This window comes from Actinomadura sp. 6K520, assembly GCF_004349245.1.
Lineage (GTDB): Bacteria > Actinomycetota > Actinomycetes > Streptosporangiales > Streptosporangiaceae > Spirillospora.
Genome location: NZ_SMLC01000021.1, coordinates 51,039 through 65,577, shown reverse-complemented (window position 1 = coordinate 65,577; position 14,539 = coordinate 51,039). Strand labels below are relative to the sequence as shown.

General features: G+C 72.3%; 11 protein-coding genes. 9 read left to right on the top strand and 2 right to left on the bottom strand.

Annotated elements, in window-relative coordinates; genetic code table 11:
* On the bottom strand, nucleotides 1–669 hold a 669-nt coding region (locus tag E1289_RS08520; protein ID WP_131977089.1), incomplete at its 3' end, for a GntR family transcriptional regulator.
* A 116-nt stretch (nucleotides 670–785) separates the two neighbouring features.
* On the opposite strand from E1289_RS08520, the gene E1289_RS08515 reads away from it, so the two are divergent.
* From E1289_RS08515 to E1289_RS08500, 4 genes are all read left to right on the top strand, one after another.
* The gene (locus tag E1289_RS08515; RefSeq protein ID WP_207928864.1) at nucleotides 786–2,204 is read left to right on the top strand and encodes an aldehyde dehydrogenase family protein; all 1,419 of its coding nucleotides are present in this window, start codon (nucleotides 786–788) and stop codon (nucleotides 2,202–2,204) included.
* Between the two features lie 21 nt (nucleotides 2,205–2,225).
* Nucleotides 2,226–3,311, top strand: a complete 1,086-nt coding sequence (locus E1289_RS08510; protein ID WP_131977085.1) for a Zn-dependent alcohol dehydrogenase — start codon at nucleotides 2,226–2,228, stop codon at nucleotides 3,309–3,311.
* Entirely contained in the window at nucleotides 3,308–4,609 is a 1,302-nt protein-coding gene (locus E1289_RS08505; protein ID WP_243712704.1) for a CoA transferase, read from the top strand. The genes E1289_RS08510 and E1289_RS08505 overlap by 4 nt, the downstream gene beginning before the upstream one ends.
* Before the next feature lie 98 nt (nucleotides 4,610–4,707).
* Nucleotides 4,708–6,138 (top strand): MFS transporter, encoded by a 1,431-nt coding sequence (locus E1289_RS08500; protein WP_243712703.1) that lies wholly within the window; start codon nucleotides 4,708–4,710, stop codon nucleotides 6,136–6,138.
* A 65-nt stretch (nucleotides 6,139–6,203) separates the two neighbouring features.
* Here E1289_RS08500 and E1289_RS08495 read toward each other — a convergent pair whose 3' ends face one another.
* Complete coding sequence (locus E1289_RS08495; RefSeq protein WP_021597992.1) at nucleotides 6,204–6,698, bottom strand: transcriptional regulator; 495 nt, start codon at nucleotides 6,696–6,698, stop codon at nucleotides 6,204–6,206.
* A 447-nt stretch (nucleotides 6,699–7,145) separates the two neighbouring features.
* Here E1289_RS08495 and pyrR point away from each other — a divergent pair, with 447 nt between their 5' ends.
* The 5 genes from pyrR to carB all read left to right on the top strand — a co-directional run bounded on the left by pyrR (nucleotide 7,146) and on the right by carB (nucleotide 14,523).
* Entirely contained in the window at nucleotides 7,146–7,721 is a 576-nt protein-coding gene (gene pyrR, locus E1289_RS08490; protein ID WP_131977103.1) for a bifunctional pyr operon transcriptional regulator/uracil phosphoribosyltransferase PyrR, read from the top strand.
* Nucleotides 7,718–8,659, top strand: a complete 942-nt coding sequence (locus E1289_RS08485; RefSeq protein ID WP_131977083.1) for an aspartate carbamoyltransferase catalytic subunit — start codon at nucleotides 7,718–7,720, stop codon at nucleotides 8,657–8,659. Before pyrR ends, E1289_RS08485 begins: the two co-directional genes overlap by 4 nt.
* Before the next feature lie 100 nt (nucleotides 8,660–8,759).
* On the top strand, nucleotides 8,760–10,043 hold the full coding sequence (locus E1289_RS08480; RefSeq protein WP_131977081.1) for a dihydroorotase: 1,284 nt from the start codon (nucleotides 8,760–8,762) through the stop codon (nucleotides 10,041–10,043).
* Nucleotides 10,040–11,155, top strand: a complete 1,116-nt coding sequence (gene carA, locus E1289_RS08475; RefSeq protein WP_131977071.1) for a glutamine-hydrolyzing carbamoyl-phosphate synthase small subunit — start codon at nucleotides 10,040–10,042, stop codon at nucleotides 11,153–11,155. The genes E1289_RS08480 and carA overlap by 4 nt, the downstream gene beginning before the upstream one ends.
* Nucleotides 11,155–14,523, top strand: coding sequence for a carbamoyl-phosphate synthase large subunit (gene carB, locus E1289_RS08470; protein ID WP_131977069.1), 3,369 nt, complete (start codon nucleotides 11,155–11,157; stop codon nucleotides 14,521–14,523). The genes carA and carB overlap by 1 nt, the downstream gene beginning before the upstream one ends.
* The last annotated feature ends 16 nt before the right edge of the window (nucleotides 14,524–14,539 follow it).

The window sequence follows — 14,539 nt, the reverse complement described above, 5'->3', positions numbered from 1 at the left end:
GTTCGGGGGCGGGAGGGCGTTCTGCGCGGTCAGGTGGTTGATGAGGAGGCGGCCCACGTTCTTGATGTGGGCGGTCATGGCCGTGCGGGCGGCGTCGGGGTCGCGGGCGCGGAGGGCGGCCAGGACGGCGGAGTGGTCGTGGGCCGATGCCTCCGCCCAGCCTTCGACGGTGCCGAAGAAGCCGAGCGGCACGTAGTGCACGGTCAGGCTGAGCAGGGACGTCATGCGGGACGAACCCGATGACCGGTTGATCGTCCGGTGGAACTCGTGGTTGAGGCGGTCGACCTGTTCGGCGTCGTGCGCGCGTGCCGCGTCCTCCAGGCGGGCCTGGAGCAGGCCGAGGCGGTCGATCTCGGTGTCGTCCAGCGCCTCCGCGGCGCGGGCCGCCAGTTCCGCGGCGATGTAGGACTGCACGTCGAAGAGGTCGGCGACGTCCCGCGCGGTGAGCGGCAGCACCCGGAAGCCGCGGCGCGGCTCCCACCGGACGGCGCCCTCGCTGTGCAGGATCATCAGCGCCTCCCGGACGGGGGTCGCGCTGATGCCCAGCTCGGCGGCCAGGTGCTCGGTCCGGATGTAGTCCGGGGCGCGCAGCTCGCCGATCATGATGGCCTCGCGGACGTGGGTGGCGACCATCTCGCTGAGCTGGTGCCTGCCCCCCAGCACGGGCATGGTCTCCCCCGCTCTGTCTGCCGGAACGACGTGAGCATATCGTCGGGGGACCGCGCCGCCCGCCGCAGCACGGCGATGGCATATTCTATAGAATCCGCCTGAACCGAGGAGCCGCTGTGCGCGACCGAGACGCCCTCTACATCGACGGAGCGTGGACCAGCCCGCTGGGCGCCGGGGTCATCGCCGTCGAGAACCCCGCCACCGAGGAGACCCTCGCCACCGTGCCCGAGGGGACCGCCGAGGACGTCGACCGGGCCGTCCGGGCCGCCCGCGCCGCGTTCCCCGCCTGGTCCGCGACGTCGTGGCAGGAGCGTTCGGAGTTCCTGCGCCGCCTCCACGGCGCGCTGGCCGGCCGCGAGGAGGCCATCGCGCGGACGATCGCGAGCGAGGTCGGCACGCCGATGCGCATCGCGACCCGCATCCAGGCGGGGCTGCCGCAGGCGGTCGTCGCCGGATACGCCGAGCTGATCGCCGGGGGGCTGCCGGACGAGCGCGTCGGCAACTCGCTGGTCGTCCGCGAGCCCGCCGGCGTCGTCGCCGCGATCACGCCGTGGAACTACCCGCTGCACCAGATCACCTGCAAGCTCGCTCCCGCGCTCGCGGCCGGCTGCACGATCGTGATCAAGCCGAGCGAGGTCGCGCCGCTGGTCGCCTACGAGCTGATGGACGCCGTCCACGAGGCCGGGCTGCCCGCGGGCGTCGTCAACCTCGTCCCCGGATACGGCCCGGTCGTCGGCGAGGCCCTCGTCACCCACCCCGAGGTCGACATGGTGTCGTTCACCGGGTCGGTGCGGGCGGGTTCCCGGGTCGCCGAGCTGGCCGCGGGCACGGTCAAGAAGGTGTCGCTGGAGCTGGGCGGCAAGTCCGCGAACGTCGTCCTGGACGACGCCGACGTCAAGACCGCGGTGAAGGTCGGTGTCTCCAACGCCTTCCTCAACGGCGGCCAGACCTGCACGGCCTGGACGCGGATGCTCGTCCACCAGGACCACTACGAGCAGGCCCTCGACCTCGCCAAGGGCTTCGCGGAGGGCTTCACGCCGGGGGACCCGATGGACCCGTCCACCAAGCTGGGCCCGCTGGTGTCCAAGGCACAGCTCGACCGGGTGCGGGGCTTCATCGACACCGGCGTCTGCGAGGGGGCGCGTGTCGTCACCGGCGGAACGGCCACTCCGGCCGGTCTCGACCGCGGCCACTTCATCGCGGCGACCGTGCTCGCCGACGTCGACCAGGACGCGACCGTCGCGCAGGAGGAGATCTTCGGTCCGGTGCTGTCCGTCATCCCGTTCCGGGACGAGGACGAGGCGCTCCAGATCGCGAACAACTCCCGCTACGGGCTCGCGGGGGGTGTGTGGGCGGCCGACCAGGACCGGGCCATCGCGTTCGCCCGCCAGGTGAGGACCGGGTCCATCGACGTCAACGGCGGCGCGTTCAACCCGATGGCGCCGTTCGGCGGCTACAAGCAGTCCGGTATCGGACGCGAGATGGGCCGCTTCGGCCTCGAAGAGTTCACCGAGCTCAAGGCAATCCAGCTCTGACCCCCAGCCGAGGAGAACCGCATGGTCAAGGCCGTCGTCGCGACCGGGCCGGACGTCCCGCCGCAGGTCCGCGACATCGAACTGCCCCCGGTCGGCCCCGGGGACGTCAGGGTCCGGGTGGCGGCGGCGGGGGTGTGCCACTCCGACCTGTCGATGATCAACGGGACGCTGGCGCCGCGGTTCCCGCTCGTCCTCGGGCACGAGGCCGCGGGCACGGTCGCCGAGGTGGGCGCGGACGTGACGAAGGTGCGGCCCGGCGACCACGTCGTGCTGAACTGGGCCGCGGCCTGCGGCGAGTGCTGGTTCTGCGGGCAGGGCGAGCCGTGGCTGTGCAGCGCGGTGGAGGGTGCCGTGAGCCCCCCGTCCGGTGCGACCCTGGACGGCGGCGAGCTCTACGCGTGCATGGGCGTCGGCGGGTTCGCCGAGGAGCTCGTCGCGCCGGAGCGCTCGGTGGTGCCGCTGCCTGCGTCCGCTCCACTCGACCTTGGGGCGCTGCTCGGGTGTGCCGTGCTGACGGGGATCGGCGCCGTGCGCAACACCGCGCAAGTCCGCGAGGGGCAGTCGGTGCTCGTCATCGGTCTCGGCGGCATCGGCCTGTCGACCGTCATGGGAGCCCGCCTCGCCGGCGCCGGGACCGTCATCGCCGTGGACCGCGGCACCGAGAAGGAGGAACTGGCGAGGACGGCGGGCGCGACCCACTACCTCGAAGCGGACCCCAAGCTGGCCAAGCAGGTCCGTGCCCTGACGGACGGACGCGGAGCCGACCACGCCTTCGAGTGCGTGGGCAAGGCCGACCTGATCCGGACGGCGTGGCAGTCGGTGCGCCGCGGCGGGCGGTGCACGGTCGTGGGCGTCGGAGCCCGCGACGACGCGGCGAGTTTCAACGCCTTGGAGCTGTTCCACTTCAACCGGATCCTGACCAGCTCGGTCTATGGTTCGTCCGACCCGGACCGGGACGTCCCGCTGCTCGTCGAGGAGATGGAGGCCGGGCGGCTCGACCTGTCCACCCTGGTCACCCACCGCATCGGCCTCGACGGTGTCGCCGAGGCGTTCGACCGGATGCGGGCCGGGCAGGGGGCGCGGTCCCTCATCGAGATCGCCAAATGAGCGAAGCGCCCCGGGGGGTGTGGGGGGTCGTCCCCCCACAGAAGGCCGGCAGCGAAGCGCCCCGGGGGGTGTGGGGGGTCGTCCCCCCGCAGAAGGCCGGCAGCGACGCGGGCCCGGGGGCGCTTCCGCTCGCCGGGATGCGGGTGGTCGAGCTGTCCAGCTTCGTCGCCGTGCCGCTGGGCGGGATGACCCTCGCGCAGCTCGGCGCGGACGTGATCCGCGTGGACCAGATCGGCGGCGGCCCCGACATCGACCGCCGCCCGCTCGCCCCGTCCGGCCGGAGCCTGTACTGGGCCGGGCTGAACAAGGGCAAGCGCTCCGTCACGGTCGACCTACGCTCTCCCGAAGGCCGCGAACTGGTCGCGGACCTCGTCGCCGGGAGCGGCGTCGTCCTGACCAACGCGCCGCCGCGCGAGGGACTCACCTACGAGGCGCTGCGGGAGAGGCGTCCCGACCTGATCCACGTCCAGCTCCAGGGCCGCCGGGACGGAGGCAACGCCGTCGACTACACGGTGAACGCCTCCCTCGGCTTCCCCTTCATCACGGGCCCGGCCGACCAGAGCACCCCGGTCAACCACGTGCTCCCGGCCTGGGACGTCGCGTGCGGCCTCTACCTGGCCGTCGGGCTGCTGGCGGCCGAGCGGCACCGCCTGCGCACGGGCGAGGGGCAGCGCGTCCGCGTCGCGCTGCAGGACGTCGCCCTCGCCACGGCGGGGAACCTCGGCTACCTCGCCGAGGCACAGCTCGGCGGAGTGCGCCCCCGGCTCGGCAACGGCCTGTTCGGCGACTTCGGCCGCGACTTCGCCACCGCCGACGGACGCGTCATGGTCGTCGCCCTCACCGCCCGCCACTGGCGCGACCTCGTGGACGCCACCGGGTTCGGCGAGGTGGCCGCCGCCCTGGAACGCGCCCTCGGCGCCGACTTCCGCGGAGCCGGGGACCGGTACGCCCACCGCGAGACGCTCGCCGGCGTCCTCGCCCCCTGGTTCGCGTCCCGCACCTGCGCGGAGGTGGAGGACGCGCTGAAGGGCACGTCCGTCCTGTGGTCCCGCTACCGCGACTTCACGGAGGTCGCCGCGGACCTGGACACCGAACCCCTGATGGCCGAACTGGACCAGCCCGGCATCGGCGCGCACCTCGCCCCGGGCTCTCCGCTCCGCCTCGGCGAAACGGCCCTGCCGCCCGCTCCGGCCCCGGACCTCGGCCAGGACACCGGCGAGGTCCTCCGGGACGTCCTGTCCCTGCCGCCGGAGGAGGCGGACGCCCTCCGCGCCCGCCGCGTCGCCGGAGAAGCCTGATCCGGAGCCGCTGACCGGCTTCCGCCAACTCGACCCGCTTGCTGGATTTTCGCCGCCCTGTGACATTGTTAGGCAGGCGAACTAAGAGGAGGGGCTCGGTGGCGGCGCGCGAGGTGCGGGGGCTGGTGCCCCTGCTGGCGTTCCTCGGCGTGATGGCCTACTCGCTGTCCATGGCCGTCGTGACGCCCGCGCTCCCGCAGATCCAGGAGGGGCTGGACACGACGCCCACGGGCGCCGCGTGGGCGCTCACCGCGATGACCCTCTCCGCGGCCGTGGCCACGCCGGTGATCGGCCGCCTGGGGGACCTGTACGGCCCGCGCCGCGTCCTGCTGGCCGTCCTCGCGATCGCCACTGCCGGGACGGTGGTCGCCGCCCTCGCGTGGACGGTGCCGGCCATGCTGGTCGGGCGGGCCCTGAGCGGCATCGGCAGCGGCGTCTTCCCGCTCGCCTACACGATCATCAGGGACGTCATCCCGCCCGCCAGGAGGGCCTCCGCCGTCGGGCTCATGTCGTCCATGCTGGGGCTCGGCGGGGCCGTCTCCTGGTGCATCGCCGGGCCGATCATCGACCTGCTGGGGTGGCGGTGGCTGCTCTGGGTGCCGGTGGCCGGCCTGGTGCCCGGCCTGGTCCTCGCGTGGTGGATCGTTCCACACCCGGAGCGCCGGGCGAGCGCCCGCGTCGACTGGTGGGGCGCCGTCCTGTTCGCGGCCTGGCTGGTGGCCGCGCTGACGGCCGTCGGCCAGGGCACGGACTGGGGCTGGACGTCCCCGGGCGTCCTCGGCCTGCTCGCCCTGTCGCTGGTGACCGCCGGCGCCTGGCTGCGGGTGGAGGGCCGCGTCCGCGAACCGCTGATCGACCTGAGGCTGATGCGGATACGCGGCGTCTGGACGGCGAACGCGGCGTCCCTGCTGGCGGGCTACTCGCTGATGGCGGGAGGGCTCCTGTTCCCGCTGCTCGTCCAGCTCCCGGAGGACACCGGCCACGGTTTCGGCGGGACGGCGACCCAGGCGGCGCTCCTGCAGCTGCCCGCGAGCATCGGCATGACGGTCGCCGGGCTGACGGCCGGCCTGCTGGACCGGCGGATCGGGTCCCGCATGGTCCTGTTCGCGGGCGCCCTGATGACGGGCGCCGGCTACGCCTACGTGGCGTTCCAGCACGACACCATATGGCAGCTCTACGCCGGCAGTGTGGTCCGCGGCATCGGCCTGGGCTTCGCCTACGCCGCCGTCGCGAACCTCGTCGTCGCCGCCGTCCCCGCGAGCGAGACGGGCGTGGCCACCGGCGTCAACACCCTCATCCGGACGGTCGGCGCCTCCCTCGGGCCGCAGATCAGCGCGGTCATCCTCGTCATGGTCCCCGGTGAGGGCGGCTACACCGCGGGCTTCGCGATGAGCGCCGCCGTCATGGTCGTGGTCATTCCGCTGGCCCTCCTCATCCCGCGCCGGGGACGCCACCGAGGGGGCGGCGTGCGGGCCCTCGAACCGGTGCCCATGCCGGGGGCGCCGTCGGCGGCGGGCAGGCGGCGCTGACACCCCTGGGACACGGGACGGGGCCCGGCGCGGTGCCGGGCCCCGTCCGCACTGAGAGGGGTTCGTCAGAACGACTCGACGGCGCGGCGCGCCTCCGGGTCGAGGACGCCCCAGCCGATGAGCTCTTCGGTCAGCTCCGTCGGTGACTTGTCATAGATGACCGCGAGTGAACGCAGGTCTTCCTGGCGGATGGACAGGACCTTTCCGTTGTAGTCGCCCCGCTGGCTCTGGATCGTCGCGGCGTATCGGGCGAGAGGACCGGCCTTGTCCTTCGGAAGCTGCTGCAACCGCTCTAGATCGATCACGAGCTTGGGTGTAGGCCCGAGCGGGCTCGGCGCGGCTCCGCCGGGCAGCAACTCGGATACCGGCACGCCGTAGAAATCGGCGAGCTCGGCCAGCTTCTGAACGGTGACGGCGCGGTCGCCCCGCTCGTACGAACCCACGACGACGGCCTTCCAGCGGCCGCGTGACTTCTCCTCCACACCGTGCAGGGACAGGCCCTGCTGGGTGCGGATGGCGCGCAGGCGCGCGCCGAGAGCCTTAGCGTATTCAGACGGCATTGTGCGGCCCCCAGGCTCACTTTCGTCGTCGTCGGACCCCGGCGGTTGCCGGAGGGGGACAGATTTGGTGCGCTTTCGCGTCACAGGAGCCTGTCCCCAGGGATGGTTACGGACAGTGACGGTAAAACGGAGAAGGCCCTAGGTCAAGCTGATTGGAAAAAAGCGGGCGAATCCGCCGCAGAAGATGCGGACGGTCCGGATCGTCCGCAAGCCGCGCGGGCACGGGCGGGACCGGCCGGACGCGGGACCGGCCGACCGTCTGGCGGCGCATCCAATGTGACCCCTCTCACCTGCGAAGACGTGGAGCGGTCCGGGTGCCGGGCCGGTCCGGGCCTGCTGCTACCGTGTGGACGACAAGACGTCCTTTAAGGCCCGTCCAGTGAGGCGGGAAAGGAGGTTCCGGTGGTGAATGCTGCCTCCAGGCCGGAACGGCCTGCCGGGGCGCGTGTGGCGGACGGTGACCCTCGGCAAAAGGCCGTGCTGGAGGGGCCGGACATCAGACGCGCGCTGACCCGGATCGCACACGAGATCCTCGAGCGCACCAAGGGCGGTCACGACGTCCTGCTGCTCGGCATCCAGACCCGCGGCGTGACACTGGCCGAGCGGCTGGCGGGCGCGCTGCGCGAGGTCGAGGGACGCCCGGTGCCCTGGGGCTCGCTCGACGTGACGATGTACCGGGACGACCTGCGGATGCGGCCCGCCCGCGCCCTGGGCCGCACCGACCTGCCCTCCGACGGGATCGACGACCGGGTCGTCGTCCTGGTCGACGACGTGCTGTTCTCCGGCCGCACGGTGCGCGCCGCGCTGGACGCCCTCAACGACCTCGGGCGGCCCCGCGCGGTCCAGCTGGCCGTGCTGGTCGACCGCGGGCACCGGGAGCTGCCGATCCGCGCCGACTACGTGGGCAAGAACCTGCCCACCTCGATGCGCGAGACCGTGAAGGTCCTGCTGGACGAGAACGACGGGCACGACGCGGTCCTGCTGGGGCCCGTCCCGCCCCGCACCGCGGAGGGCGCCGAATGAACCGCCATCTGATCTCCGCCGCCGACCTGAGCCGCGACGACGCGCTGCTCGTCCTCGACACCGCCGAGGAGCTCGCCCAGATCGCCGGCCGCTCGATCAAGAAGCTCCCGACGCTGCGGGGCCGGACGGTCGTCAACCTCTTCTTCGAGGACTCCACCCGCACCCGCATCTCCTTCGAGGCGGCCGCCAAGCGGCTGTCGGCGGACGTCATCAACTTCTCCGCGAAGGGGTCGAGTGTGTCCAAGGGCGAGAGCCTGAAGGACACCGCCCTCACCCTGGAGGCGATGGGCGCGGACGGCGTCGTCATCCGGCACGGCGCCTCCGGGGCGCCGCACCGGCTGGCGGGCTGGGTGCGGGGCAGCGTGATCAACGCCGGCGACGGGACGCACGAGCACCCGACGCAGGCCCTGCTGGACGCGTTCACGATGCGCCGCCGCCTCGGTGAGCTGGACGGCCGCAGGGTCACGATCGTCGGCGACGTCCTGCACAGCCGCGTGGCACGATCCAACGTCCTGCTGCTCGACACCCTCGGCGCCGACGTCACCGTGGTGGCGCCGCCGACGCTGCTGCCGGTCGCGATCGACACCTGGCCGTGCTCGGTCTCCTACGACCTGGACGGCGTCCTCGCCAAGAGCGACGTCATCATGATGCTGCGCGTCCAGCAGGAGCGGATGAACGCCGCCTACTTCCCGACCGTCCGGGAGTACAGCCGCCGCTACGGGCTGACCACCGAGCGCATGGCCCAGCTGCCCGACCACGCCATCGTCATGCACCCCGGGCCGATGAACCGCGGCGTCGAGATCGCCGCCGAGGTCGCCGACTCGGTCCGCTCCACCATCGTCGACCAGGTCGCCAACGGCGTCAGCGCCCGCATGGCCGTCCTCTACCTACTGCTCGGCGGCTCCGAGCCCGCCATCGGCCAGGAGGTCACCCAGTGAGCGAGCCGGAGGGCGCGGCGCCGCCTGGGCTGAGGAGCGAGGGACGAGCGACGAGGGAAGGCGGCGCCGAAGAGCGCCCGGAGGCGAGCGGGGGAACACTGTGACGTACGTGATCAAAGGAGTTCGGGTGCTCGGCGGGGAAATCGCCGACATCCTGGTGCGCGACGGTGTGATCGCGGAGGTGGGGTCCGGGCTGGACGCCGCCGGGGCGCAGGTCGTCGACGCCGAGGGGCTCGTCGCGCTGCCCGGTCTCGTGGACCTGCACACGCACCTGCGCGAGCCGGGCCGCGAGGACGCCGAGACCGTCGAGTCCGGGACGAAGGCCGCCGCGGTGGGCGGGTACACCGCCGTCCACGCGATGGCCAACACCGAGCCCGTCGCCGACACCGCGGGCGTGGTGGAGCAGGTGTGGCGCCTGGGGCGCGAGGCCGGGTACTGCGACGTCCATCCCGTGGGGGCGGTCACGCGGGGCATCGCCGGCGAGCAGCTCGCGGAGCTGGGCGCGATGGCCGACTCCGCCGCCCGGGTCCGGGTGTTCTCCGACGACGGGCACTGCGTGTCCGACGCGGTCATCATGCGCAGGGCCCTGGAGTACGTGAAGGCGTTCGGCGGCGTCGTCGCCCAGCACGCGCAGGAGCCGCGCCTCACCGAGGGCGCGCAGCTGAACGAGGGCGAGATGTCCGCCGCGCTCGGGCTGCGCGGCTGGCCCGCGGTCGCCGAGGAGGCGATCATCGCCCGGGACGTGCTCCTCGCCCAGCACGTCGGATCGCGGCTGCACGTGTGCCACGTGTCCACGGCGGGCTCGGTGGAGATCCTCCGCTGGGCCAAGAGCAAGGGCTGCCCGGTGACCGCCGAGGTCACCCCGCACCACCTGCTGCTGAACGACGCCCGCGCCGGAACCTACGACCCGATCTTCAAGGTGAACCCGCCGCTGCGCACCGCCGACGACGTCACCGCCCTGCGGCACGCCCTCGCGGACGGGACGATCGACTGCGTGGCCACCGACCACGCCCCGCATCCCGTCGAGGCCAAGGAGACCGAGTGGGCGGTGGCGGCGATGGGCATGATCGGCCTGGAGACGGCGCTGCCGGTCGTCCAGGAGGCCATGGTCGAGACCGGGCTGCTCGACTGGGCCGGGGTCGCCGACCGCATGTCCGCCGCGCCCGCCCGCATCGGCCGCCTGTCCGGGCAGGGCCGCCCGCTGGAGACGGGTTCGCCCGCCAACATCACGCTGTACGACCCGTCGCCCCGCGGCACCGTCGACCCGTCGGCCATGACGTCCAAGAGCCGCAACACCCCGTTCGCGGGGCTGGAACTGCCGGGACGGGTCGTCGCCACGTTCCTGCGCGGAAAGCCGACCGTCCTGGAAGGGAAGCTCCAATGACCCCTGCTCTGCTGGTTCTGGAAGACGGCAGGGTGTTCCACGGGGCGGCGTACGGCGCCGAGGGCGAGACCTTCGGCGAGATGGTCTTCAACACCGGGATGACCGGTTACCAGGAGACGCTCACCGACCCGTCGTACGCGCGCCAGATCGTGGCCATGACGTCCCCCCACATAGGCAACACCGGAATCAACGGCGAGGACCCCGAGTCAGGACGGATCCAGGTCGCGGGCTACGTCGTGCGTGAGCCCGCCCGCGTGGCGTCCAACTGGCGCGCCACCGGGTCCCTGGGGTCCGCGCTGCGGGAGCAGGGCGTGGTGGGCATCGCCATCCCCGGCACCCGGGCCCTGACGCGGCATCTGCGTGACAGGGGCGCGATGCGCGCGGGCGTCTTCAGCGGGACGGCGGCCGAGCGGGGCGTGGAGGCGCTGCTGGAGCGGGTGCGGCAGAGCCCCTCGATGGAGGGCGCCGACCTCGCGCGGGACGTGTCGACCACCGAACCGTACGTCGTACCCGCCCAGGGCCAGAAGCGCTTCACGGTCGCGGCGGTCGACCTGGGCATCAAGGCCATGACGCCGCACCAACTGGCCGTCCGCGGCTGCGAGGTGCACATCCTCCCGGCGGCCAGCACCACCGAGGAGATCCTCGCCCTCGAACCGGACGGCGTGTTCTTCTCCAACGGTCCTGGCGACCCCGCCGCCGCCCACTACGCCGTGGACGCGCTGAAAGGCGTCCTGGACGCCGGAACCCCGTTCTTCGGCATCTGCTTCGGCAACCAGATATTCGGCCGTGCGCTCGGGCTGGGGACGTACAAGCTGCGGTTCGGTCACCGGGGCGTCAACCAGCCCGTCCAGGACCGCGCCACCGGCAGGGTCCACATCTCCGCCCACAACCACGGCTTCGCGGTGGACGCCCCCAAGGACGGCCCGTTCGACACCCCCTACGGCCCCGCCGAGGTGACCCACGTCAACCTCAACGACGGCTGTGTGGAGGGGCTGAGACTTCTGGAGCGTCCGGCGTTCAGCGTGCAGTACCACCCGGAGGCGGCGGCCGGCCCGCACGACGCCTCCGGCCTCTTCGACCGTTTCTGCGAGCTGATGGGAGGGTCGAAGTAATGCCGCGCAGGGACGACCTGAAGTCCGTCCTGGTCATCGGCTCCGGGCCGATCGTCATCGGCCAGGCGTGCGAGTTCGACTACTCCGGCACCCAGGCGTGCCGGGTGCTCAAGGCCGAGGGCCTGCGGGTGACGCTGGTCAACAGCAACCCGGCCACGATCATGACCGACCCCGAGTTCGCCGACGCGACCTACGTCGAGCCGATCACCCCCGAGGTCGTCGAGAAGATCATCGCGAAGGAGCGCCCGGACGCGCTGCTGCCCACGCTCGGCGGCCAGACGGCCCTGAACACCGCGATCGCGCTGTACGAGGGCGGCGTCCTCGCCAAGTACGGGGTCGAGCTGATCGGCGCCGACGTGGCGGCGATCCAGGCGGGGGAGAACCGGGAGAAGTTCAAGGACGTCGTCGCCAAGGTCGCGCGGGAGCGGGGCCTGAACGCCGAGTCCGCCCGGTCGCGGATCTGCCACTCGATGGACGACTGCCTCGCCGCGGCCGGCGAGCTGGGGTACCCGCTCGTCGTGCGGCCCTCGTTCACGATGGGCGGCGCCGGATCGGGGTTCGCGCACGACGAGGACGACCTGCGCCGCATCGCCGGCACCGGCCTCGACGCGTCCCCGACCACCGAGGTGCTCCTGGAGGAGTCGATCCTCGGCTGGAAGGAGTACGAGCTGGAGGTCATGCGCGACCGCCACGACAACGTGGTGATCGTGTGCTCGATCGAGAACCTCGACCCGATGGGCGTGCACACCGGCGACTCGATCACGGTCGCGCCCGCGCTGACGCTGACCGACCGCGAGTACCAGAACATGCGGGACGTCGCGATCGCGGTGATCCGCGAGGTCGGCGTCGACACCGGCGGCTGCAACATCCAGTTCGCCGTGCACCCCGGCACCGGCCGGATGATCGTCATCGAGATGAACCCGCGGGTGTCGCGGTCGTCGGCGCTGGCGTCCAAGGCCACCGGCTTCCCGATCGCCAAGATCGCGGCGAAGCTGGCGATCGGCTACACGCTGGACGAGATCCCGAACGACATCACCCGGGAGACGCCGGCGTCGTTCGAGCCCACGCTCGACTACGTCGTGGTCAAGGTGCCCCGGTTCGCGTTCGAGAAGTTCCCCGGCGCGGACGGCACCCTCACCACGCACATGAAGTCCGTGGGCGAGGCCATGGCCATCGGGCGCTGCTTCACCGAGGCCCTGCAGAAGGCACTGCGGTCCCTCGAACAGAAGGGCTCGTCGTTCAGCTGGGCGGGCGAGCCCGACGCCGCCGCGCTGGTCGAGTCCGCCCGGCGCCCCCATGACGGACGCCTCAAGGACGTCCAGCGCGCGCTCTGGGCGGGCGCGAGCGTCGAGGACCTCTACGAGGCGACCGGCATCGACCCCTGGTTCCTCGACCAGATCGCGGCCGTCAACGAGATCGCCGAGGAGATCCGCACCGCCGACGACGCGCTCACCAGGGAGAAGCTGATCCGCGCCAAGCGGCACGGGTTCTCCGACGCGCAGATCGGCGAGCTGCGGAACCTCTCCGAGGACGTCGTCCGGGAACTGCGCCACGCCCTGGGCGTCCGCCCCGTCTACCTCACCGTGGACACCTGCGCGGCCGAGTTCGAGGCCCAGACCCCCTACCTCTACTCGGCCTACGACGAGGAGACCGAAGTGCCGCCGGGCTCCAAGCCCAAGGTGCTCATCCTCGGCAGCGGCCCCAACCGCATCGGCCAGGGCGTCGAGTTCGACTACTCGTGCGTGCACGCGTCGTTCACGCTGGCCGAGGCGGGCTACGAGACCGTGATGGTCAACTGCAACCCCGAGACGGTCTCCACCGACTACGACACCTCCGACCGGCTCTACTTCGAGCCCCTCACCCTGGAGGACGTCCTAGAGGTCGTCTACGCCGAACAGCAGACCGGTGAGGTCGCGGGCGTCATCGTCCAGCTCGGCGGGCAGACGCCCCTGGGGCTCGCCCAGAAGCTCAAGGACGCCGGTGTCCCCATCGTGGGCACCTCGCCCGAGAGCATCCACCTCGCGGAAGAGCGCGGCGCGTTCGGGCGCGTCCTGCACGGGGCGGGGCTGCTCGCGCCCAAGCACGGCACGGCCACGTCCTACCGGGAGGCCCTCGAAATCGCCGGCGAGATCGGTTACCCCGTTCTCGTGCGTCCCTCGTACGTCCTCGGTGGGCGCGGCATGGAGATCGTGTACGACGACGCCACGCTTGAGTCGTACATGGCCCGCGCCACCGAAGCGAGCCCCGAACACCCCGTCCTGGTCGACCGCTTTTTGGACGAGGCCATCGAGATCGACGTGGACGCCCTGTTCGACGGCGAGGAGCTCTACCTCGGCGGTGTCATGGAGCACATCGAGGAGGCCGGCATCCACTCCGGCGACTCGGCCTGCGCGTTGCCGCCCATCACGCTCGGGCACGACGACATCCGCCGCATCCGGGAGTCGACGGAGGCGCTCGCACGCGGCATCGGTGTGCGCGGGCTCATGAACGTGCAGTACGCGCTGTCCGCGGGCGTCCTGTACGTCCTGGAGGCCAACCCGCGCGCGTCCCGCACCGTCCCCTTCGTGTCCAAGGCGACGGCCGTGCCGCTCGCCAAGGCCGCGGCCCGCGTCATGATGGGCGAGTCCATCGCGGGGCTGCGCGCCGAGGGGATGCTCCCGGAGACGGGCGACGGCGGGTCCCTGCCGCTGGACGCGCCGATCGCGGTGAAGGAGGCCGTGCTGCCGTTCGACCGGTTCCGCAACGAGCGCGGCCAGGGCGTCGACACCGTCCTCGGTCCCGAGATGCGGTCGACCGGCGAGGTCATGGGCATCGACGAGGTGTTCGGCACCGCCTTCGCCAAGTCGCAGCAGGCCGCCTACGGCTCGCTGCCGACCAAGGGCCGCGCCTTCGTGTCGGTGGCGAACCGCGACAAACGGCACATGGTGTTCCCCGTCAAGCGACTCGCTGACCTGGGCTTTGAGATTCTTGCCACGGAGGGGACCGCCGGGGTCCTGCGCCGCAACGGCGTGCGTGCCAAGATCGTGCGCAAGCACAGCGAGGGTCCGGGACCGTCCGGCGAGCCCACGATCGTGCGGCGCGTCCTGGACGGCGAGGTCGACCTCATCGTCAACACTCCCTTCGGCAGCCCCGGCCAGTCCGGGCCGCGGCTCGACGGTTACGAGATCCGCACCGCGGCGGTGCTGCGGGGCGTACCGTGCGTGACGACCGTGCAGGGGCTCGCGGCGGCGGTGCAGGGCATCGAGGCCGTCGCCGGAGGCCAGGTCGGCGTCCGCTCCCTCCAGGAGCACGCCGAGCGGCTCGGCGGGTCCCGTGGGCGCGTCGGCGGGCCGGCCCCGGACGGTGACGGCAGTATGGCGTCCGGGTAATGGCGTCCGGGTGACA

Coding starts and splice junctions, on each gene's coding strand:
- E1289_RS08510 (WP_131977085.1), top strand. CDS start 2,226: ATGGTCAAGGCCGTCGTCGCGACCGGGCCGGACGTCCCGCCGCAGGTC.
- E1289_RS08505 (WP_243712704.1), top strand. CDS start 3,308: ATGAGCGAAGCGCCCCGGGGGGTGTGGGGGGTCGTCCCCCCACAGAAG.
- E1289_RS08495 (WP_021597992.1), bottom strand. CDS start 6,698: ATGCCGTCTGAATACGCTAAGGCTCTCGGCGCGCGCCTGCGCGCCATC.
- E1289_RS08485 (WP_131977083.1), top strand. CDS start 7,718: ATGAACCGCCATCTGATCTCCGCCGCCGACCTGAGCCGCGACGACGCG.
- carA (WP_131977071.1), top strand. CDS start 10,040: ATGACCCCTGCTCTGCTGGTTCTGGAAGACGGCAGGGTGTTCCACGGG.
- carB (WP_131977069.1), top strand. CDS start 11,155: ATGCCGCGCAGGGACGACCTGAAGTCCGTCCTGGTCATCGGCTCCGGG.